The 23,776-nt window shown below is 40.6% G+C and carries 17 protein-coding genes and 1 pseudogene; 1 reads left to right on the top strand and 17 read right to left on the bottom strand.

The window, feature by feature from the left end; genetic code table 11:
• Positions 1–308 precede the first annotated feature (308 nt).
• The 7 genes from essA to OSJ91_RS01905 all read right to left on the bottom strand — a co-directional run bounded on the left by essA (position 309) and on the right by OSJ91_RS01905 (position 11,608).
• Positions 309–791 (bottom strand): type VII secretion protein EssA, encoded by a 483-nt coding sequence (gene essA / locus OSJ91_RS01935; RefSeq protein ID WP_485890894.1) that lies wholly within the window; start codon positions 789–791, stop codon positions 309–311.
• On the bottom strand, positions 778–3,705 hold the full coding sequence (gene esaA, locus OSJ91_RS01930) for a type VII secretion protein EsaA (protein WP_485890893.1): 2,928 nt from the start codon (positions 3,703–3,705) through the stop codon (positions 778–780). The genes essA and esaA overlap by 14 nt, the downstream gene beginning before the upstream one ends.
• Positions 3,698–8,179, bottom strand: coding sequence for a type VII secretion protein EssC (essC, locus tag OSJ91_RS01925; RefSeq protein WP_485890892.1), 4,482 nt, complete (start codon positions 8,177–8,179; stop codon positions 3,698–3,700). The genes esaA and essC overlap by 8 nt, the downstream gene beginning before the upstream one ends.
• A gap of 30 nt (positions 8,180–8,209) precedes the next feature.
• A complete protein-coding gene (gene essB / locus OSJ91_RS01920) occupies positions 8,210–9,559 on the bottom strand; it encodes a type VII secretion protein EssB (RefSeq protein ID WP_485890891.1) in 1,350 nt (449 codons plus the stop codon).
• 71 nt (positions 9,560–9,630) lie between these two features.
• Complete coding sequence (gene yukD, locus OSJ91_RS01915; RefSeq protein WP_053537134.1) at positions 9,631–9,870, bottom strand: ESX secretion system protein YukD; 240 nt, start codon at positions 9,868–9,870, stop codon at positions 9,631–9,633.
• A 95-nt stretch (positions 9,871–9,965) separates the two neighbouring features.
• Positions 9,966–10,256, bottom strand: a complete 291-nt coding sequence (locus tag OSJ91_RS01910) for a WXG100 family type VII secretion target (RefSeq protein WP_034306171.1) — start codon at positions 10,254–10,256, stop codon at positions 9,966–9,968.
• Positions 10,257–10,693: 437 nt separating this feature from the next.
• Positions 10,694–11,608: a nucleoside hydrolase gene (locus OSJ91_RS01905; RefSeq protein ID WP_350302767.1), complete on the bottom strand. Its 915-nt coding sequence runs from the start codon at positions 11,606–11,608 to the stop codon at positions 10,694–10,696.
• Between the two features lie 366 nt (positions 11,609–11,974).
• On the opposite strand from OSJ91_RS01905, the gene OSJ91_RS01900 reads away from it, so the two are divergent.
• On the top strand, positions 11,975–12,157 hold the full coding sequence (locus OSJ91_RS01900; protein ID WP_101225656.1) for a hypothetical protein: 183 nt from the start codon (positions 11,975–11,977) through the stop codon (positions 12,155–12,157).
• Between the two features lie 1,057 nt (positions 12,158–13,214).
• Here OSJ91_RS01900 and cuyA read toward each other — a convergent pair.
• From cuyA to OSJ91_RS01850, 10 genes and pseudogenes are all read right to left on the bottom strand, one after another.
• Positions 13,215–14,207 (bottom strand): D-cysteate sulfo-lyase, encoded by a 993-nt coding sequence (cuyA, locus tag OSJ91_RS01895; RefSeq protein ID WP_485890890.1) that lies wholly within the window; start codon positions 14,205–14,207, stop codon positions 13,215–13,217.
• Between the two features lie 96 nt (positions 14,208–14,303).
• Positions 14,304–14,681, bottom strand: a complete 378-nt coding sequence (locus OSJ91_RS01890) for a RidA family protein (RefSeq protein ID WP_264640119.1) — start codon at positions 14,679–14,681, stop codon at positions 14,304–14,306.
• Positions 14,682–14,777: 96 nt separating this feature from the next.
• Positions 14,778–16,256 (bottom strand): amino acid permease, encoded by a 1,479-nt coding sequence (locus OSJ91_RS01885; protein ID WP_485890889.1) that lies wholly within the window; start codon positions 16,254–16,256, stop codon positions 14,778–14,780.
• Positions 16,257–16,482: 226 nt separating this feature from the next.
• Positions 16,483–17,928 carry a sigma-54 interaction domain-containing protein gene (locus OSJ91_RS01880; RefSeq protein ID WP_350300993.1) on the bottom strand — a complete coding sequence of 482 codons (1,446 nt, stop codon included), beginning with the start codon at positions 17,926–17,928 and terminating at the stop codon, positions 16,483–16,485.
• Between the two features lie 63 nt (positions 17,929–17,991).
• The gene (locus tag OSJ91_RS01875) at positions 17,992–19,167 is read right to left on the bottom strand and encodes a MalY/PatB family protein (protein WP_350300992.1); all 1,176 of its coding nucleotides are present in this window, start codon (positions 19,165–19,167) and stop codon (positions 17,992–17,994) included.
• A gap of 220 nt (positions 19,168–19,387) precedes the next feature.
• The gene (locus OSJ91_RS01870) at positions 19,388–20,821 is read right to left on the bottom strand and encodes an MBL fold metallo-hydrolase (protein ID WP_485890888.1); all 1,434 of its coding nucleotides are present in this window, start codon (positions 20,819–20,821) and stop codon (positions 19,388–19,390) included.
• A 62-nt stretch (positions 20,822–20,883) separates the two neighbouring features.
• Positions 20,884–22,083 carry an NAD(P)/FAD-dependent oxidoreductase gene (locus tag OSJ91_RS01865; RefSeq protein ID WP_485891830.1) on the bottom strand — a complete coding sequence of 400 codons (1,200 nt, stop codon included), beginning with the start codon at positions 22,081–22,083 and terminating at the stop codon, positions 20,884–20,886.
• 42 nt (positions 22,084–22,125) lie between these two features.
• The gene (locus OSJ91_RS01860; RefSeq protein WP_350300990.1) at positions 22,126–22,290 is read right to left on the bottom strand and encodes a hypothetical protein; all 165 of its coding nucleotides are present in this window, start codon (positions 22,288–22,290) and stop codon (positions 22,126–22,128) included.
• A 287-nt stretch (positions 22,291–22,577) separates the two neighbouring features.
• A complete protein-coding gene (locus OSJ91_RS01855; protein ID WP_096340872.1) occupies positions 22,578–22,922 on the bottom strand; it encodes a thioredoxin family protein in 345 nt (114 codons plus the stop codon).
• Between the two features lie 53 nt (positions 22,923–22,975).
• A pseudogene (locus OSJ91_RS01850) lies at positions 22,976–23,111 on the bottom strand (thioredoxin-disulfide reductase); the annotation flags it as partial.
• Positions 23,112–23,776: the final 665 nt, after the last annotated feature.

Raw genomic sequence — 23,776 nt, 5'->3', positions numbered from 1 at the left:
GAGCGGAAATCAACGTCCAAATTGTACAAGCCATAAAAAAACGGCAGGCAAACTCCAATTATCCACCTTTTCATAATTTCCCTCTCCGGTCTTTAGGGCAAGTCACGGCCCTCTGATCTGTATATTCTTTTTCTGTTTATGCTAAAATGAATGCAATCCACTCATAAGATATAAGAGGTACTGATCATGTATAAAAAATTCTTCATTTTGATCTTCGCAGCCGCCCTTCTTTTAGGGCTTATTAAAACCGTTATGGATATGTAGCAAAAAAGCCCGATTCCTGACTTATGCCAGGAATCGGGCTTTTTTCATTTTCGTTTAACCTCTCCATTCAGTTTCCCCATTTTCGGGATAAGGATAAAAAACAAACAAACGACCAAAAGTGCCAAAACGATGCCAAGCAATATCGTCAGGTCAAAATTAAGGGAAGGCTCTGTTTCTTCTTCGCTTCTCGTTCGAACCTCGACCTCCGAGAATAATCCAAGCTGATCCGCTTTTGAAGCGATGGTATTATTTTGATTCCCCGTTACCGGAGACAGAAACAATGAGTCCTCCACCGAGTCAATGACATCATATTTCCCTCTTTCAAAAGTGAGGTCCTTTTGTTCTTCAGGCAGTTTCCGCTTCTGATCCAACAATCCTTCTTCATGGAAATACTCCGTTTGAATATCAATATCGTTTTCTTGATATTCATTGGGCTCCACCATGGGTTCATCTTCCGCCCCGCCATGAGGTGCATGGCTAAAAAACAGGATGAGCAAGACAGGCATTACGTATTTATTCCACTTCATGGGCCATTGCTCTTCTTTCTGTAAGACGCTTCACTATATATGGAATGATCGTTGCAATAAGCGTCAGCACAATCAAGATGATACTAGCCGGAATGAATGCCGACTGATTTCCGAATTGAATGGACATATATACATCTGCAACCGGGTGGTCTACATTGAAATTAGGCATGATTAAATCCAATAATGGAATGGTAAAGAAACTGATCAAACCAATCACCAGGATAGCACCTACAAACGGCCCAATCGAGAAGGCAAGCCGGGTAAACGCTGAACAGAAGAATAAAAGCAGGACGGTGAAAACGGTCCATTTAATCTCCTGCATATCTCCCAGTGGATAGATCTTCAAACCATACATGCTGATGATTAAACCTACGATCAGATTCAATAAGGCAAACAAGGCCGCATGGACCATCATTGGAATGGTTTCATAATGATGCAGGAAGAAACCGATCAATAACCCAGATATGAGTATGATCACCAACATGACGATCGGCGGGATATTAACCTTTTCCTGATGCAGGACTTCCCCGCTGATTTGTACGGGATTTGCTAAATATTCGTACACATACCCGTTCTCCTGATCATCGACTAGAGTGTTATTCAAGACACTATAGACGTCCGTCTTTATTTTTACGGTCGAGTCTACATTTTGGGACCAATTATCATTAAGCTGATCGGCCCTTTCCTGTACTGACCCCACTTTCGCTTGCAGGTCTGCCGTATCCTTCGTGACAGTGTCCTGCCGTTCCGCTACAGAATTGACAAGCTCGGAAATGAAGCCGACAGTTGTTGCCGTATTGTCTTGAAGTGATACAAACATTTCTCCATCAAGGTTAACTGGCTGTTCGGCCTCCATTTCAGGAACTTCCATATGATCTGACAAATTGGCAGACACTTCTTGGGCCTTGCCGGTAATTGCCGCTAATTCAGCTAAAGTAGCTTTCTGCCCCGTTTCAACGTTAGCATCATATTCTTTCATATAACCAATAATGGAATCTGAGAACATTCCGAAGTTCTCATTGACTCCTGCTAAACTGGCTTTAACGAGTTTCGCTTCTTCATCTACGTTTCCGGAAACCCCATTTTTCAAGTTTTCCAATTCTTTTATATTGGCTGCAAATACCTTATCTACATTTGCTTCCGTGACTCTTTCAGCCAATTCACCATAAGATGAGAGTGAACCGTAATAGGCAAGGAGGGTAGTTGAATCCCGATTCGTGATAGGATTTTCAAAGGCCTTCACCAACACCGCTCGCCTTTCTCCCCCCACCTTTTCAAGAAGTGATTGTTCGAGAGTCTTGATTTCTGCAATGGCCTCGTCGATTGTCATGCTTTGGATATCCTGTAATTTTTGAATATCTTCCTGTGACTTTTTCCATTGGTCACCTAAATCCTTATAATTCGTGCCGAGTTCATTATAATCAGCTTGTAATTGCGTAAACTGCGTCAGCAGATCATTATATGAATCTACCAGTGTATTAAACTCCGTGATCACTTGGTTATAATTTCCCGTTCTGCCGTTTACCGTTCCGCTGAGATTATTGATTTCCGCTTGGAGTTCCGCTGTAAGGATGTTGATTTGTTCAGCAGCTCCTTCACTTCCTTCTGCCGGCACCAAACTTTCAAGTGCCGTGTTAATCCCAGTGATTTGATCCAGCAATACCTGCAGTGACAGTTCATCAATCGGATCCTTCTTTTCAGGTGCGGCAACCGATTCACCTTTTCCCGTTTCCGTTTCAATTTCTTCCATAGGCTTCGTTCCTTCACCAATAACCTCCCCATCACCAGAGCTGCTTGCAAGATTCCCTCTTTGCGCAAGCAAGGTAGACTGAAGGTTATCAAGACCAGCCTCTTCCGATTGTTTCAATTGTTCAATCGAGCTTTGTTGATCTTGAGTGATTTTCGTAATTTGTTCTACTTGTTTATCCTTCATGCTTGTTGAAAATTGTTCCAATTCATTACTGCTGGAATCGAGCTTCTGCTGCATGATTCCAACATTCTCACTAATGCCTTGATCATTAAGACTGTATTTCGTATTCATCCCTTGCTGAATCTCAGGTATTGTTTGGTTGCCCTCATTCAGCACCTTGTCATATGATTGTACACTCTCCTTGACAAGCTGCTGATTTTGGGCAGAGGTTTTCTCAAAAAGGATACTTTGAGCTTTTTGATATTCCTCAAAAGAAACTACATCTTTCACAAAGGAAGCCATTTGAGTCTTCGTGTTCCCTATTTCATCCATTGTTTCATTACTTGTTTTGCCAGCATCCTTCGTCTCGGCAAAAACTCCTTCAAGCATGTCCTTATGCTGCTTGATTTCGCCGGCAAGGCTTTCCGAGCTTGGAGTATAAAACTCATACATCGTGTTTTGAAAAGCGATTTCTTTAGCAAGGACATTATCGAACTTCTTACGGATGTCCTCGACTGATTGGGAAACATAGCTCCAATACTGTGTTGAAATATGCTTATTCATTTTGCTCTTTGTCTTCTCTAATTCCTTTTGTACCTTTTCCATGTTCTCTGCATTCAAACTAGGTTGTACCTTGTACTTAATCCCCGCCTTGATAGGCTGTTCATCATCGAATGTATAAATATTCTCTGAGAAATCGGATGGAAAATATATGACTGCATCATACTTTTCATTTGCAAGTCCACTTTCCGCCGTACTCCTATTTACCACAAACCACTCATATTCAGAATCCTTGTCCAGTGTAGTAACAAGCTCTGAGCCCATATAAATGGGATTATTGTTAAATTCAGTGCCATTATCTTCATTAACAATGGCGATTTCACGAGAAGCCGTTTCTGTCTTTTTCATTGGATTTTGACCAATATAAGAAAAAAACAGGATTGGCAGCGCTAAGATCACCAGTATTTTACCGATTAACAGCATCGGTTTTATTTTTTCAGACACTCTCTTGCACTCTCCTTCTTTCTTCACTTAGTGGAATTTGAATTTTACTCTCCTGGCCATTCAACACAAAGTATCCGTAACCCGGCTGTATTTCTTCTTCTTTTCTTGAATAAGAGAGGGTATACAAGCTTTGGTCCGATTTTTTAATAAGCAAAACAGCTTGTCTGACTTGTTTCAATTCGGTTGTCAACGAATCATATCCCTTGGTGAAGTCGTTGGCATTTCCAGCGACAATCAGACTAAACCCAAGATGGCTGTATTGTTTCATCAAACCGCTGATCCTATCCTGAATCCTGCCGTCGATCGTTTGTTGGAGCCTTGAGATGCTATCTATGACAAACATGATCGTTGGGAATTCCAGTTGCTTCATCGGTTTCATTTCCAATGCCGCTAGATAACTTCGTTCACGTTCTTCAAATATTCCAGTGATATGATCGAGCCATTCGGTTATCTGATCTTTTGTCTCCAAATAGCGCACCTTTTCCTCTAAGGCATAAGAAGATAGGCCACGATCCACTCCGTCAAATAAACCAATTTCCCCTATTGTCTGTGTAAGCAACGATTCCAGCAGCACTTTAAGGACATTCGTTTTCCCTTTACGTGACTGTCCTACGACAAGCAGGAATGGATTGGAATTCAACTCCAACAAAACAGGCGTAACGCTTTCCTCTGAAAGACCGATTGGAATGGAATCCTTCTTAATGGCTTGTGAGAAGTAACTCTTGAAGCTGCTGGAATCAAGACGTGCCGGTAACATCCGAATCGCCGGCGGCTTGGCCATTTCCTTATATTTGACCTTATGATCTGCCACGGCCTGTTTCATTTCTTCCAAAACGGCTATATCATCCGCTCCATCGGCTGGAAGATAAACCTGCGTGAGATAGGTTTGGTCCTTCTTCACTAACGCCCTTCCCGGAACAGGTTCATTTTCATAAGGGGTTCTTCCCAAAACCGAATATTGTTCCGAACTGTCCATTAAGTAATGGACGACCTTCGTCTTAAGACTATTCATTAACGGCTGGCGAATCGCATTGATTCTCGTTGCCGTTAAAATCATGAATATTCCAAGTGATTGTCCATCACGTGCAAACTGAACGAATTGCGCTTCCTGGTCCTGCATCTCATCTTTCACTAAGTCAAAATTGTCTACCACGATATAAATAATCGGCAATTTATCTTCCACTAATGCATTATAAAGCTTTATGTTACTAAGCTCCTTTTCTGAAAAAAGCTGCTTACGCCTTTCCATTTCCGCCTTCATGAATAACATGAATTTTTCGATTTTCCTTAGCTCATCGAACCTAAAGTATTCCCCAGTATGAGGCAGCTGGCGCATTGGCAGTAAAGCGCTATTCCCGAAATCGAAAATATAATAATGCAATTCTTCAGGACTGAATTGATCTGCAAAACTAAAGAGAAGTGTCAATACGGTGGTTGACTTGCCGTACCCGGAAGAACCAAAAACACCAACATTCCCATCTTCAATCCAGTTATAGACATAATTTGTCTGGCTCTGCAATTCGGGCTCATCCTTCATTCCCAGGTGGATTTGATTCATCGTCAGGCTTCTTTCAGCATTTCTCGATAAGCGATCTGAAAGAGGAGGCAGCCATGGGCTTGCCAACTTCTTAATCTCCATTTCTTCCTGTGTCGCCACAATTCGGTCCGCCACGGCTTCAATTTCACTAATCTTTTCTTTCCTCTTATTAGTGGTTTGTTCCGTTACATTTGAGATTTGAACAAGTCCAAGGTCCGTGACTAGTGCCACTTCATCCTCAGATCCAACCGTATCCTCTAAATATGGTGCACCGCTCCACGCAGACTGGAACAATTCATAAACCTCGTTATTTCCTACCTGCAAATATCCCCGTCCGGTGACAGTAATATTTGCCGCATCGCTATTTTTAAGAATTTCCTTACTATCATTGGCATCTTGCACTTTCAAGGAAATTTTAAAGCGGGCATTGCTCCAAATCTGGTTATCAATAACACCGCCCGGCTTTTGTGTAGCAAGAATTAAATGAACTCCCAAGCTCCGTCCAATTCGCGCCGTACTCACTAATTCGCGGATGAAATCAGGTTCTTCGTTTTTAAGTTCCGCAAACTCATCTGATATCAAAAATAAATGCGGTAACGGTTCATCCGCTTTGCCTTCTTTGTATAAATCCGTGTAATCGTTGATATGATTGACTTCGTATCGATCAAACATGCGCTGGCGTTTCTTCAATTCGCTATTGATGGAGGCTAGTGCCCTGGCACTGAAGTTCTTGCTCCCCTCAATATTCGTAATGACTCCCAGCAGATGCGGAATCTGCCTGAATGGCTGTGCCATTCCCCCGCCTTTATAATCAATGAGCAAAAAGGCAACTTCATGTGGATGATAATGAACGGCTAATGAAAGGATGTAGGTTTGCAGTAATTCACTTTTTCCCGATCCTGTCGTTCCAGCAACCAAACCATGGGGGCCATGCGCCTTTTCATGCAAATTCAATTCAACCCTATCCGTTTTCCCTTTCAATCCAATGGGAACAGCCAAGGATTTGGAAGACTGATTGGTCCGCCAGTTTTGGCCGATAGGCAGATCTTCCACTTCACGAGCTTTCAATAATTCAAGGAATGATACCGTTTCTGGTATGGAATTGTTCATGCCTTTCTGATGATCAAGTGAACGCAGCGTACGTGCAAAACGCTCATTCCCTTCTTTTGAATGTGCATCAAGTGTAAATGGAGTATGAACGGCCTTCGTTTGCTGGATGAGAATCTCACCCTCAAAATCATTGATATACTTCACTAGTGTATGGACATTTTCCGTCAAACTCTCTTTTGCATCCGCTGCAAAAATCGTCGAGATGCCTAAATCGTCTGTTTTACCTTCTAAATATTCCAATATGACATGCTCCGCAATTAAATTACGATCCGTGACAATAAAGACAAAGTGGGGAGTGAATCTCACCTTCCCTTTGTTCTCATCCAAATCTCTTTCCCTCAATAGCTGATAAATCGAGGTCAGCAGCTGGTCACGTGACTGCTCATTATATATAAAGCCTTTTGCATAGGCATGCGGCAATTGAAAATGAGGGAGCCATTTCATCCATTCCCATTCCTGGTAATCCTTTTCTGGAAAAATGGCCACAAAGCGAACATCATGATAACTATGAAAAAAGGCCAGTTGCCCAATCAGTTGCTGCAGCTCCCGTTTAACAATCGATTCCTTTCCGACCAGGCCCATCGATCCGCTTGATAAATCGATCGATAACGGAAGATCATCCAGGTTTTTGTATACATCCACAAGTTCCTGCGACTGCTCAAGTAAATCATCTATATCCCGATTGGACATATCACTGCTATTTACCGACACCTGATAACTTGATGGTATGGTCGCCGTTCCGATTTTAAAATGCAGAGCATCTTCACTTTCCAAAGTTCGCTCCCATATACGGTCGCTAATGCTGTCAGTCAGCAGCTTCATCCTTTCAAAGGAAGGGTAATGATAGAACAGCACATTCTTTTGTTTTTCAGACAGCTCTTGCAGTTCTTCCCTCTTCTGCTCTAAATACCTTGTATATACACGTTGACGTTTTTCTTCTCTGAGTTTTTGCTTCTTTTTGTCTTTAAAGTATTGTACCGTCGAGGTAACTAAAGTCGTTGTGAACATAACAATCGATATGATGATGAAAATGCCCCGGGGCTGAATGACCGTGATGACCCCCATGACGATTAGCATCATTAAAGGCGGCATAAGGATCAGCCATAACCCTCTATTATTATCTTCCGATTCTTGGCTCGGAAAAGATATCGTCACTTTCTCATCTGGCAATTCGTAGATCATCCTTGGTGTCCGGCGAAATTGTGGATAGTTTTTTTTCATTTCAGAGATTGGCTTCTTCATTTTAGCTAAAGATGTTTCATAGCTCTCGGCACTATGAATCATCAATAAGTCGCCTTCAATCAACCTCAGCACCATATTCGGCCAGCAAATCAGATCACCATTTTGAATGGGAACAGCTTTCGTTACTCTTTCACCATTCAGGAATATCCCGCAGTTTTCCTTTGGCATGAGTAGCCACTGCCCTTTATGGAGCACAAAGGAAACCCCATTGCCGGAAACGGGTCCTTCTTTACGGATAGTCGCTCCCGCCTTGGCCGATAAAGTGATTTCTTTCAAGTTGCCTATATAATAGAGGCTTTCTTCCAATTCCCCAGCCGTATAAAAAATCTCGACCTTTTCTTCTCCTTCATGAAAGGTGAAGCTCTGGAATGGCTGTATATCACCAAGCTTCATGTCCTCTCTAAACACTTCATATCCATCAAGTCCTTCAGGTTTATTCAGCTTGATAGGACCATGTTCAAAGGGAATGGAATATATGGTGATCGTATCCTGCTTTGATGGCCCAATCGTAATTGGACCGTTATGATTATCCTTGATCGTATAGGATTGGTAGTTTCCCTTAGAATAAATCCATAATAAACTCATTAAATCTCACCTCCGCAAAAGGCCCATTGCTCACTCTTTGCTTTTCTCTTTTTCTTCAGATGATTTATTGGAGGAATCCTTACTTTCCTCTTTCTCACCAGAAGCAGGTTCGTTTTCCGCTTCTTCTTTTTCAGCAGGCTTTGCTTCCGTTTTGCCTTTGTCCTCTAAAGTAGACTCTGTTGAAGGCTGGTTCTCATCTTGCTGTTCCTCCAATTGCTTTTTCAATTCCTTTAGTTCATTTTCATATTGGGATAGCTCCGTATCGACTTCTTTAATTTGCGTTTCCTTTTCTTCCCCGGAAAGGTTATCGTCCAACTTAATCTGTTCTTTCAGATTTACGAGTCCATACATAATCAATTCACGATCCTCCATGATTCTCGCCAAATCGATCGCGTCTTCACTCATGCCCCTGCCTATATAAATCCAATATAAGAGATACTGGCTATCAGTCTGCAAAGTGATTGCATTTTCTACATTCTTCTTCCTGACATCACCCAGCGGTTCATAAGCGACGTAGGACTTCGCAAGTTCATATTGAACGACATAAGGCATATTTTTCGGATCGTAGTTCTCCAACCGGTCAATGACTTCACTGTATTTTTGATTTAAAAAGCTTTCACCGCTTTCTACATATGCATCCTGCTTAGGTTGGGAGAAGAATAGTGTGTAAATCGTAAACAATAGCAGCGGCACTAGAACGATCACCGTACCCCAAAGTGTATAACGGCCCGTTTTCCATTTCTTTTCAGGGATATGCACAAATGCTTTTTCTTCCTTCTCTAAAGCATCTATCCGATTTTGAATGACCGTGGAAAGCTCATCCCAAGTCCCCGCTGCCAATATGCTTTGTGATTCGCTCGATAGTTTCAGGGTTTTATGGTAAAGCAGATACTCTTCGAATGCATACTGCCCATCCACAAGCGCTGAAATCGTTGCCTTCGTTTCTTTAAACAGCTCATCCTGATTATGCTCATAAGGAGGCAAACTGTCTTTTACGCCATAATGCAGGAAATATGGGGTCAAGCTTGAATCAAAAACGATATTTTCCGGACAAACGACAAGTTGCAGGCGACTCAATTCATGATTCCTGATTTTCTTCAAGATTTGATAAGACGATAACCATCTACTCAATGGATTTTTATCTTTAGCTTTGGAAAAAACAAAAAAAGAGGCTGGTGGATTTACTCTGATCTGCACCTCGTCCTCTGTCACTTCTATATGTTTCTGGAGAGCATCATCCGCTTCATGAATAAGCTGTAATTCCAGTGGGTCTTGCATCGATAATTTTGCCCGTTGGAAAACGAACAAATGCCCATTATCATCCTTCATCATTGCAGCTTCTGTTTTTTTCTCCAGATATGAGGATTTTTTCTCATCCATTTTATGTAACTCCTTTACCCCTGCTAAAGGGCTTTAGACTTTTTTCCTATAAAGAGTCCACACTTAATCCATTAGAGGATCTCTAGGCGGTCCCCCGTCGTAATTCCGCTATCAAGCAGGGTTTCATAACCTGAACATACGAACTCTTTATTCTGGACCCGCACCCAATAGCCTTCTTTAGGTGCACTGGCAATATCCTTTACCTGCCATATGATTTCCACAACCTTTTTGATGGAGCGGTAATTCGACACTTGCAAATCAAATACTTCCCCTGTATACCTGTTTAAATCAATCGTTAGTTGAATATATATGGAAACCACCTCTTTAAAGCAAAAAAGCACCACGATCTTCATAAAGAGTCGCGGCGCTTTTTCCTAGAAATTTCTTTATCTCATTGACCTAATGATTATCCGCGAATTTGACTAGCAATCTGATTATCTGTGTCTTCAAGGATTTGAGCTGATTTATTCAATTGTTGAGAAACTTCATTCAACAAGCGAGCCATATCCATGAATGAAGGCTTTAATTCTTCGTACTGGCCTACGAAAGCCTCACTGGAAGAACCTTCCCAAATACCAGTTAAATGATCTCTCATTCTATCTAAACGACCAATCATATCCGTTACTTGTTGGCTCTCATTATCATATTGTCTGGCTACATCTTTCAGTTCTGAAGGTGTTACGCGAATTTGTGACATAGAAAAAACTCCTCCTTTTATCTTATATAGTACATTTTAATAGAACCATACATTTTCTGCCATATAAATAACCACAAAGTCGAAAAATGGTAAATTATGATTATGCAAAAAACCCTAAATATGGCATTACGAAAGTCTATGTACCTGTTTTTTCATATTTCCAAACCCATTTTTTAAATATTTTTTAACATTTTACTTATTTATGGTAAAAAAAGTTCCTTATACCCAATATTTCCGAACCACAACCCAATAATATGGTTTTCATCATAATAATAGTGACTTTAGACTTTCCTTTTAATCAAACGTTTGATTAAAGCTTGAATGCCACTATAATAATTCGGCCTGACTCCGATCTATTTATTCAACAGAAACAGGCCATCTCTTCCCAAAGGCTTTGGGAAAAGAGACAGCCTTAATAATTAATACATAATTCAATATCATATAACCCGTTCCAAGAAATGTTTCACAAACCGAGCACCTTCCACATTCGTACAGACGCGGATTCTTGGTTCGCCATCCTTTTGACCGATTGTCCTGCCTGTTTCTTCACCCTCGGTCACCACCTTGACGTTCATCCATTCTGCACTCACAAAACTTGAATCAATCGCTACCCCGACTGCAAGCGGATCATGAAGGGCGCAACCGCCCAAACCTGGATGAGAGTTTTCATATGCTTTCATATAATAATCGGTCATTTCCGCTAAAAATTCGGCGCTTTCCTTACCAGTGGCACGCCAATCATCAAGCTTCGATTTCAGCAGATATGTTTGCAGCGTCACATCAAGCCCCACTAGGGTGATTGGCAGTCCTGAAGTCAATACCTGATGTGCTGCTTCAGGATCTGATATTATGTTCGCTTCAGCATAAGGGGTTACATTTCCTGGTACGTTTACGGCACCGCCCATAATAACGACGTCTTTTACTAAGGACATGGTCATTGGGGCTTTTTTAATCGCCAATGCGATGTTAGTCAGTGGTCCAACTGCAATAATCGTGATTTCATGCGGTCGGCTTTGCACTTGATCGATAATGAAATCTACTGCATTTCCTTGTGCTGCATTGATGGTTGGTTCAAACCGAAGGGTATTTCCTAACCCGTCTTCCCCATGTACATGCTTGGGATACCTCTTCTTCCTTCCGCGCACCAAAGTTTGGTCAGCACCTTCAAAAACCGGAATGCGCCTATTTAATTTCTCCAAAACGGCAAGCGTATTGCGGGTTGATTCAACAACGGGCACGTTACCAAAGCAAGTGGTAAATCCGAGCACTTCCAGTTCAGGGGAATTTAAAGCATATGCCATCGCCATGGCATCATCAATCCCAGTATCTACATCAAATATGATCGGTTTCAATATTTCCACACCTTCCAAAACACTTTTTGAGAGCCTTTTTAACAAATTCAATGCCTCTCTTTTCTCTTTCATATGTATGAAGAATCACTGTTTCCAACTGAATTTTAACATTCAACGATAGGCACTTCCACAGAAAGTTAGGAATAATCATAATTCGCAAACAAATGACAATGCCAGCTGGTTCTTGTTTCTACCAGTAAAAATAGTTGACCGCCCATAAATATCAATGATATAAAAAGTGAAAAGAAGAAGTTGTATCTTAGTAGTGAACTAATTCCTTTTCAACTTGTTTGATGCAATTAAGTCTACTCAAAAGGCAGTTATGAATACATGCGTTACGAATATGATATCCAAGGTGGAAAAAGGATGAAAATGTTTAAATTGATTGAAGATGATCCTTCTGCGTATAAAAAAGGAACAAAATTCTTTTTAATATCACATTCAGAATTCATTGGCGTGAAAAGCTATGTATTACTGGCTGAAGATTTGAAAGGAAAGATCGAAGTAACGGAAGAGGAATTGAGGAATAAATTCGTTTCCATCCATTGATCCCCAACGGCCCATTTAAACTAAAAAACGAGGGAATTTCATTTCTGACTGAATATACTAATACTATAAGGGGGCTTCTCCTAATGGATTGGCTCTTTCGCAACTGTTAAGGCAGGAAGCTATGAATACTTATTTTTAATAGTTGACATGGAAAATCTTCAAACGGACATAATGGTCAAAAGAATTTTTAAATCGCCATAGGATAACCCATTTTATCGCTTCTCATATTATTTATCCTTAGGTTCAAAAGAATAAATCTATTGCTGTAGGGTCTACTAGCGGTCCACTGTTATGGGATGAACTTGTAAGTGATTACAATCAGATGTTGATGACGGTTAATGGCCATTAATTTAGAATAGAACAGCAAGTTAAATACAAAGCAACAGGGAACGATGTCATTCTAATGCTTGTCATTTATCAATTATTGGATGAAACTTTTAGCATTTGATGAAAAGAAAAGAAAAAAACAACTGTTTTTCCGTATGTAATCTCCAGTTGTCGATAAAATGCCAAACAAAGAAAAAACGTATATCGATTATAGAGTTAAATTTTAACAAGAGATTTAACTACATTTACAAAAAAAAAGGATATCCCACATACCCTTTAAAAGCTCCATTTGGTTAAGCTGTAAGCCGCTTAGCCAAATGGAGCTTTTCTATTGGAAGACGATGGGATTGAACCAATGACTGAAAACTGAATATGTGGAAGGAAAGGACATGTACATTATGGTGAATGTTTTCTTGAAAACTGTGATTCTAATGAGCCGGAAATTTTCATCCAGCTCATTTTTGACGAATGCACCAAAACAAACCTTATTTAATAGTCTTTTTACGGGATAATTTTCATCATATTCTATCCCACAGCAGGAGAAAACATTGTTCAAGTCTATACCAAATCAGATGAAGTTCATTCATCAACTATTTGGTATGGCTGCATGGGACTGATTCTAAATACCTCTTTCAAATAAATGCATCTTAGAACCAGAACCGGATATTACCCTTGCCTTCTATTTTTATTGTTTTTTTGATTCACACTATCACCATATAATAATCAAATTTCAATAAAAGAGAGAAGTATTCGCGTATAGCGATGAGGCGCCGCCAGAATGTAAAAATAGGATGTTATCCTCCGGCTTAAAGGTGCCTTTTTGTATTAAATCAATGAGCCCCGCTGCCGCTTTACCCGTATATACCGGATCCAGCAAAATCCCTTCGGTTCTTGCGATAAGCTTGACAGCTTCCACCATTTCAGGTGTAGGCAAAGCATAACCCGGCCCGACATACTCATCAAAACATGTAACGGCCTCACGAGGAATTGAATTTGGAATGCCGATGTGTGCTAAAGTTTCTTTAACTAGCTGATAAACTTTCTCCTCTTGTTCAGCTTTTCCTCTGCTTACGTTTATTCCAATTACTGATATTCCACTTTGGTTTCCATGAAACCCGGCCACTAAACCCGCATGCATTCCTCCACTTCCGCTTACACAAATAACAGCTTTCAAATCAATTCCTTGGTCAAAGGACTGTGCCAAGATCTCCTGGGCGCAAGCAACATATCCCGTCGCACCAATGACATTGGATCCCCCAACCGGAATGATGTAAGGACTATGTCCATTCTCTGTTACCTCTTTAGCTATTTTCTGCATTTCTTGCATTAAGTCAGCTCCATTAGGCACGACTTTGATTTGTTCAGCGCCCAATAAATGATAGAGAAAATAGTTACCGTTAAAATCTGGTTCAGAATTTGAAAGACCCTCTTCCAACACAAGTATGCACTTCATTTTCTCTTTAACCGCTGCCGCTAATGTTAAACGGCAATGATTTGATTGAATGCCTCCACATGTAATTAACGTATCCGCACCTTTATCCAATGCATCTGCAACAAGGAACTCTAGTTTTCTTGTTTTATTTCCCCCAGCCGTCAGACCAAGTAAATCATCTCGTTTAAGATAAATAGAAGGTCCACCAAGAACTTCGGAAAAATGATGTAATTTCTCAATGGGTGTATCTGTTGGTGTATATCGCTGTCTAGGAAATTGTGCTAAATTCATATTAAAACTCCTCAGATATTTTCTGTTTAAGACTGGCCATATTTACATTAAAGAAAGTAGAATATCAATCTGCCTTCCCTTTTCAATTATATATAATTAAATAATAGCCAACGCTTCTATTTCAATAAAAGCATCTTTAGGTAAACGAGCAACTTCAATCGCACTTCTTGCTGGATAATTATCAGAGAAAAACTCTCCATATACATGATTCATCACGGCAAAGTGATTCATATCGCTTAAAAAAACCGTTGTTTTTATTACCTGCTGTAAGCTTGATCCCGCCGCTTCTAAAACCTTCTTAAGATTCTCCAATGACATCCTTGTTTGCTCCTCAATATTATCAGGCATTTCTCCAGTTTCAGGATCAATTGGGAGCTGCCCTGAAGTGTACACTATATTTCCTGCCTTAATACCTTGTGAATAAGGACCGATAGCCTTTGGGGCTTCTTTTGTTATGATTGCTTCTATTATCATATAAACCACCTCTTTTTTTTTGTAATACTATTAATACGGAATAGAATTTAATTTCCTTTTGAATAAAACGCTTACATTCATCACAAGCCTTCCCTCTTATTCTTTGCGCTCAAAATCACACTCCATCAGAGGAACTATTTTTGTTTTCTTAATGATTTTATAACCAAGCCAGAGAAGCAAGAAAATAGGAAGACCTATATACGTGGCGATAATTTCTGCCCAGCTAATTTGATCTCCATAAAAAAGAGTCTGCCCAAAAATGAAAACCACAAAAAATAACAGCGTGATAACCGGGCCCAGCGGGTACCATTTGGCTTTAAACGGCAATTCATTTAGATCTCTGCCTTGGGCTACATAGGCCTTACGGAAGCGGTAATGACTAACGGCAATCCCGAACCATTTGATAAAACCGGTAAGGGCTGAAGCATTTACCAACCAAATAAAAACTGAACCATTTCCAAAAAGGGATGCCAAAAAAGAGGCAAGTCCTATAAAAGCAGTTGTACAAAGGGCCCACATGGGAATTCCCTTCCTGTTAAGCCGTGCAAAGATTCGTGGTGCCTTTCCTTCTTTCGCCAGTGCCCATAGCATACGTGAAGAAGCATACATTGCTGAATTTGCTGCTGATAAAACAGATGTAAGAAGCACTGCATTCATGACGGAAGCTGCAAATGCCAACCCAGCTCTCTGAAGAACAAGCGTGAAGGGGCTGATAGATACATTTTGAACGCCGGATTTAAGCAGGTTTGAATCCGTATAAGGGATAATCAAACCGATAACAAAAATCGTCAACACGTAGAAAATAAGGATTCGCCAGAAAATTGACCGAATTGCTTTCGGTACGTTTTTCGATGGATTTTCGGTTTCACCGGCTGCCGTCGCTATCACCTCAGTTCCTTGGAATGCAAAGCCCGCGATGAGCACAACACTAAAGATAGATACAAGCCCGCCATGGAAAGGAGCATCTCCTTGGGTAAAGTTACTGAACCCAACCGTATGTCCTCCCATAATTCCAAAAATCATGGCAACCCCAATAACGAGAAATACGATGATCGAGATGACCTTAATACCGGCAAACCAGTATTCACTTTCCCCATATGCCTTGACTGATAAAACATTTAAGATTAGCAACAAACCCAGAAAAAGTGCGCTCCACAAGATAGAAGGTGAGTCCGGAAACCAATACTTCATAATAAGAGTAGAGGCCACCAAATCTGCAGGAACCGTTATCGCGGTTGTATACCAATAGTTCCAACCTAACGCAAAGCCTAACGCAGGATCAATATACCTTGAGGCATAGATGTCAAAAGCCCCCGGGACCGGTAAGAAGGCCGATAGCTCTCCTAAACTATTCATGACAAAATAGACCATGATTCCTACCAGAATATATGCAGCAAGCGCTCCTCCCGGCCCCGCAGTGCTAATCGTCGATCCGCTGGATACAAACAATCCAGTTCCAATAGCGCCACCTATAGCCATCATCGTTAAATGTCTGGATTGCAGCTTCCTTTGTAATGATCCTTTTGAATTTCGCTCTTCTAGGGTGTTACTTATCTCTGCTTCTAATTTCCCCATAGTGTATCCCCCTTTTTACTCATAGTTCAAATACTTTGTATGCAAGGCTCATCTGGCTGTTCTTTTGAATAATCTATTTATGATTATTTAGAGAACTTTCAGTAAATTATTAAAATACCTCTACCTTCTGCTTTTGTCCTCACAAAAAACTCAGGCGAGAAATTGATATGAGCACTCTCTCATTTCAAGTAACTTTAAATGAGTAAAATAGAAATCTTTTAAGAAGTTAACATAATTGGTATTTTTCCAACTTGCGATAAAGAGTAGACAGGCTAATCTTTAGTTCCCGGGCAATTTGTTCTTTATCATTTCGGTATTTTTCAGTCAGAAAATAGTTCTGGATTACTTCTTTTTCATATTCAGAAATCATTTCTTCCAAACTTAACCCTCTACAATCGGCAGAGAGATGATCATGTTGAAACAGATATTCAGGTAAATCATGGAATTCGACGATATCTGATTCAGCCATATTGACCATATATTCTACGGCGTTTTCCAACTGACGTATATTCCCCGGCCAATCATAGCGTATAAGCCATTGCTCCAGCATGGGGTCAAGTCTAAGTGGATACCTTTGCATGACCTTACAATGTTTATGAATGAAATGTTCGAGATACAAAGTTATATCATCACGCCGTTCTCTCAAAGGTTTGGTATGGAGAGGGAGGACATTGAGACGATAATATAAATCTTCGCGAAAGGTACCGTTTCGTACCATTTCCTCTAAGTTTCGGTGAGTGGCTGCAATCACCCGTACATTAATCTCGATTGCTTTTTTCCCACCGATTCTTTCAATCTCTCTTTCTTGTAAAACCCGTAATAACTTTGGCTGCAAGAAAAGCGGCATATCACCAATTTCATCAAGAAAAATGGTTCCTTTGTGCGCTAATTCAAATTTCCCCATTTTCCCATTCCGACTCGAGCCGGTAAATGATCCGCCCTCGTAACCAAACAACTCACTTTCCAACAAGCTCTCAGGTATGGCTGCGCAATTTACTGCCACAAATGAATGCATTCGGCGCTTGCTTTCAAAATGAATCGCTTTGGCTAATAATTCCTTTCCCGTACCGCTATCTCCCCTTATCAAAACAGTGGATGGGCTGTTTATAATCCGTCTAGCTTTTTTAATAACATCTTGAAGCCCGGAATCTTTACCAAGAATGTTTTCAAAAGAAATAGCTTTTTGGGGGATCGGTATCTCTTCTTGAATTTTGCAACCCGGTTCTTTATCAGGGTCCAGCATTGCTAATTTATTGACTAACAATGTACTAACATTGCGTAGAAACTGGATCAGATTCTCTGATTCTATAATCATTTTCTCCTTTTGTTCATGGGAAAAACCAATCATGCCGATGACGCCAACTGGTTTGTCTTGCTTTACAATAGGAAACCCGATGGTAGCGAGTTCTTTGCATTGATTTACGAATTTACAACTCCTACACTGCGACTCATCTTTTTTCACATCGTAAACCACTCCAGGCTCCCCTGTTTCCAATATCATTCTGAAAAAGGAGCCTTCCGGAGCCGTTTTGCCAATGAGATCTTTATAGTAGCCAGTTCCGCTAATACGAACGCCCTTTTCATCAAGCACGGTTATATCCAGACCAAGGATTCCTGCTGTGTTCTCAGCGTAATCTTGAATAAACTGCTGCATGCCGATAAAGCCTGCCATATTATCCTCCTCTGCTATTGCGCTTTATGAAATAATAAAATAAATTTATTATAAAATAAATTTCTACGCTTTGCACAAAGAGGAGACAGCTTTTTCTATGCCACCCAGAGCATTTTTCAACATCGAACGTGGACAAGCAATATTGAGCCGCATAAACCCTTCACCTTCCATACCGAAAATCTGCCCTTCATTCATTGCAACCCTTGCTCGGCGCAACATAAATTGATCCATTTCTTCAACTCCCAATTCCCGGCAATCAAGCCATACAAGATATGAGCCTTCAGGCTGGATGACTTTGATTTGCGGGATGTTTTTGCTGAAGTAATTCAGAGTGAACTCCAAATTCTCCTGCAAATATTCAAGAAGCTGATCCAGCCATTCTTCTCCGTGTCGGTAAGCAGCCTCTAACGCAACAACGCCAAATATGTTCGGCGAACCAATAGATAATGTATTCAGTTCTCGATCATACCTATCGCGCAGTTGCTGATTTGGAATAATGATACTTGACGTCTGTACACCCATCAGGTTAAAAGTTTTGCTTGGCGCAATACAGGTAAGAGAATGGTTCGCAAACTCTTCTGATATAGAGGCAAAAGGAATGTGAGTATGTGTCTTATAAACAAAGTCAAAATGAATTTCATCTGCGACAACGAGAATGTTATGCTTCATACAAATCTGTCCCAATCTCGTCAATTCTTCTTTGCTCCATACCCTTCCGATCGGGTTATGAGGACTACACAGAATCAACATTTTTACCGATGAATCTATCTTTGCCTCTAGATCTTCGAAATCTATGGAATAACGCCCATTTTCAAGCTTAAGCGGGTTGTTTACAATTTCACGGCCGTTCGCTTGGACTACACGAGCAAAATGATGGTATACAGGAGGTTGGATAATTATTTTGTCCCCTGTCTGCGTGAAGGACTGAATCGCCAACGATAGGGCTGGAATCACTCCTGGGCTGTGGGTAATCCATTCTTTCTCAATGGACCATCGATGTCTTCTTTTCAGCCAACCAACAATGGATTCCATGTACGAGTCCGGTCTAAGCGTGTAGCCATAAACACCGTGCTCCACACGTTGTTTTAATGCTTCGATGATAGGTTGAGGAGACTGAAAATCCATATCGGCCACCCACATCGGTATAACATCCTTTACGCCAAAATGATTTTCAAGATCATCCCACTTTTCGCAGTCAGTGTTCAGTCGACGGATTTCTTGGTCAAAATTATATTTCATCGAGTATCTCTCCTTCTCATGTTTGCTTGTGTACCTTGCCTCTTTATATATGCAATTGTCATGCCAACCCATTTCTCTTATAAAATCTCCTTATTTTTATAGAATTCCTTGGTTGAATCCCCTAATACCGCGGACATTTTTTAAAAACCCTCTCATCATAAGTATTTACACATTTGCAATCATGGTAAAATTTTCGCATGGATGATAAAATTCAAAGATTTCATTTAGCACCTCTAGTGGGTGGCAACTTCTTCTGTTTACTCCATTCTTCATAACCGCCTGCAAGGCTTTGTACTTCTTTAAAACCATGAACTTGTAGTAGGCTTGCAGCGATGGCGGATCTTCCGCCAGTTTTGCAATAAACCAAAATTGGTTTACCATGCGGAATTTTGTGTACCTGTTCCTGTAAATGACCAAGCATCACATGCTTCGCCTGCGGAATATGGCCTTTCTCCCATTCGCCCATGCTTCGGACATCAAGCACATATATGCTTTCTGTTTGAATTGCGTCATCTATCATGTCCATTGTCACTTCTTCATATTTCATAACGCGTGAACCAGATTCGCCAGCCTGCTCAATGATATATGGTTCCATTGTTGCAATGACGCGATCCAATCCAATGGACTGGAGATCATTTATCATATCTGCCACATCAGCATTGCATGCTAGAAGATATATATGCTGGTCATAATCCAACAACCATCCCGCCCAAGTTACAAATGATTTGTTATAAGGGATATTAATTACCCCTCGTATATGCTTGGTGGCAAATTCACTGGCTGGACGCGTATCAATGACAATTCCCTGTTCCGTCCATTCCTGCACAATATCTATTGAAACCTCCATATGATGTGGCGTTGCCATCCTACGAATTTGCTGCGCTCTCTCTTTATTCAACCGCTTCATCATTGAAAAATAAGGGGGGGCCTCCGGCTGTCCAGCCAACAGCGCTTCTATAAAGCGATCCTCATTATCATATTGCAATGCCCAATTTGTCCGTTTTTCATATCCGATGGTTGACGACGGGATTGCACCTAACGCTTTTCCACAGGCACTGCCCGCTCCATGCCCTGGCCATACTTGCAGATAGTCTGGAAAGTTTTTAAACTGTTGCAATGACCGAAACATCTTGCGTGCCATTTTTTCTGAGGAACCATGTACCCCTACGGCTTTTTCTAATAAGTCGGGACGCCCCACATCACCCACAAATACAAAATCTCCGGTAAATATGCCGAGCGGATCCTTGGTAGATGCACCCCCATCTGTTACGAGCAGCGATATATGTTCAGGTGTGTGTCCTGGTGTATGTACCACCTCAAAATTCATATTCCCAATAGAAAATACATCTCCATTTCTTAGAAAGCAGTGTTCATACCCAGTTGCGTACTCATATTTCCAGTCCGCCCCTCCTTCATCAGACAAATACAATGTGGCCCCAAGCCTTGAAGCTAGCTCCTGTGAACCAGATAAAAAATCCGCGTGGATGTGCGTTTCCGTTACACCCACGATCCGCACACCATGTGCTCTAGCCGTTTTAATATAAGGTTCTATATTACGTGACGGATCAACAATGATCGCTTCGCCAGTAGCCTGACATCCCACAAGGTATGAAGCTTGAGCCAGTTTCTCATCATAAAAATACTTGAGTAGCATAAATCATCCTCCTTTTAAGGGTCTTACTTACTTTTGTTTTGTTATGCCTATCAGAAATGTTATTACATCATACCTTTAAGCATCCCGTTCCAATACATAACGGGAAGCAAGTTTTTCTTCAATACATACATACTGAACCTCTCACGGGATTGATCGATAGGAAAGGTTTCTTGCGGCTTTAAATCATAATTGAATTCAGCCAGTATAAGCCGCCCGTATCCAGTAACAAGTGGACATGATGTATAGCCGTCATATTTATGAACCATTTGTTTGGCACGCATTCGATGAAGTAAATTTTGCACAAGCACGGGCGCTTGTTTGCGAATTGCAGCCCCTGTTTTTGACGTAGGCAAGTTTGTGCAATCCCCTATGCCAAATATATTGTCAAAGTGTTCATGCTGCAGCGTATATTTATCTACATTCAGCCAACCATTACTAGCTGCGAGCGAACTATTCTTGATAATATCAGGGGCGCTCATCGGTGGTACCACATGAATCATGTCATAATGCATATCCACACGCTCTTTTGTGTTCAGATTTTCAAATGTTGCTCGTTTCTTGTCACCATCAATTTCAATGAGATGATGCATAAAACATGTCTCGATTTCTTTTCGTTCAATTATTTTATTTAGTGCCTGTTCATATTTTTTCACATTGAATATGGATGGGCTACCTGAAACAAAAATAACCGAAGATTGCGGGCGAACTCCTGATTTTCTGAAATAATCTTCTGCCAAATACATAATCTTTTGAGGAGCTCCACCGCATTTTACCGGCGTGTTCGGATTGGTAAAAATGGAAGTCCCCCCCTTAAAGTTTCTGATCGCCTCCCAAGTGCTATCAACATAATCATAAGAGTAATTACTACATACCCCATTCTTTCCAATACTCTCTTTTAACCCCTTGATTTCATGCCAGTTAATTTGAATCCCGGCAGCGACAACTAGATATTCGTAGTGCAGTTTCTTTCCGGATGCTGTTACAACAGCATTTTCATCCGGCTGAAATGTGGTAACCGCATCCTGTACCCACACGGCTCCGCTCGGAATAACGGATGCTTCCTCCCTTTGTGTCACAGTTTTGTCAGCTTCGCCAGCTCCCACAAGTGTCCATAATGGCTGATAATAATGTTTCGTCGCAGGGTCAATGATGGCAATGTTTCCGCTCAGAGTGCGAGATTCACGCAGGAGACGGGCTGCAACCGTAATTCCGGCACTGCCCCCTCCTACAATCAAAATTTTGTAATGTGTCTCATTCTTCATATTTGCCATTCTAATCTCCTCATCTCAATTTTATAAAGTAGCTCACCTATCTAACACTCCAGCATTAATGATTTGCATGTAAATGGAGACCAACATAACAACACCGGAAAATACATAATGGAGCGTACGCTGCTGTTTGCTTAAGAGCACTGCCAGCCAAGTTCTGACTGTTCCGCCGACAAATCCCCATCCAACAAATGCGAGCATAATCCCCTAAAGCAAAAAAGTTATATTAAAAGTTATATTCTTCTCTTCTAGCCCTAAACGCTGTATAGTTCCTATGCAAAAAATAAGTTGATAAAACCGGTGATTTTGAATATATTGCCAATAAATATTGAGTAACTATCAATATTTATTGGCTTCAGATTGATGCGGGTCTCTGATTAACGTTACAAAGTAGAGCAGCTCTAATTGAGTTTCAGTATTGGATTTGTATGGAGGCGGCACCGAAATCTTTTTGGATAGCGCCCTCCCAATTAAATACTAGTAAATGATTATCTTTTTAATTTTCCACTTTCTTCTACGATTTGATTGAGAAACTGTTCAACCTCTTCCTGGCTTTTTCCGATTTTACTTACAAAGCGATTAAGTTCCTTCCCTTCTTGAAAAGCAATAAAGCTTGGGATTCCATACACATCTAGCTTCTCTAATAGTTCAGGAAAATGGTCTCGATTTACTGCGATCATATCTATTTTTTCTTTATACGCTTCTTCTACAATTGGCATGAATAAATTGGTATTCTGACAGTCTGGGCACCATTCAACATAAAATTTGGCAACAACTGGTTTTGTTGATAAAATTGCCTCGTCAAACTCTTGCTTAGTTTTGATCTCTTTCATAATTACAATCCTCCCTATATTTTGTTCTCAATGTTATACTGATTGTCTCTCCATTACTTGATCGCTCTTGCATCAAGATATCTTTCGCAATCCAGAGCAGCCATACAACCACTTCCTGCAGCAGTAATTGCTTGGCCGTATTTATGATCTTGAACATCCCCGCAGGTAAAATACACCAGGAATATTTGTTTGTACCAGGATTCACGATGATATATTCCGTATCGTCCCGTAAATTGATCCACATCCGCCGAGCAAACCAAGTACGAATCCGACAATAGTTCCTGAAACAATGGAGAGTAGTACTTCAATAGTCGTCATTTTCTCTCCTGAGACTCTTACCAACAAAGCTGAATAGTTGGCTATTCAGCTCTCCCTCCTTTCTTGATTTACTCTTATTTATATAAGCAAAAATCATGCCAACTAATTTCTCCTGTAAAACCGCTTGTTTTGCACCCCCCACACTTTATAAATTCTCAATTTTGCCACCATTCCTCTTAAAAAGACTTTCTCATCAAGCTTGAAGCCTTCTTAGGAATAGGAACTATTTTTGCACCTGTAATAAAATAAAATGGTTCTTTAACATAGCGGTTAACAAGAATTTTTATTTTCGCTTCGGTTAACAGAAATAGGATACATAAACAATGTTAATGTGTTACTTCTGATGAAAGAAAAAAATCGCCTTCAATTTATTTAGGCGATTTAACGTTACTGGTATTATAGAATTTAAAACTGGATGTATATACTGCCGTCCTTCAGTTCAGTCCTAAGCCAGGCTCAAAAGAGAGCTGGATAGGTCTTACATGAACAGAATTTGTGGCTAACTCTGACGGAAGATTTATTACGTACCTTTACTT

This window comes from Bacillus sp. T-10(2022) (genome assembly GCF_056502895.1).
Note: the sequence above shows the minus strand (reverse complement) of the source record. Positions and strands in the feature narration are given on the sequence as shown.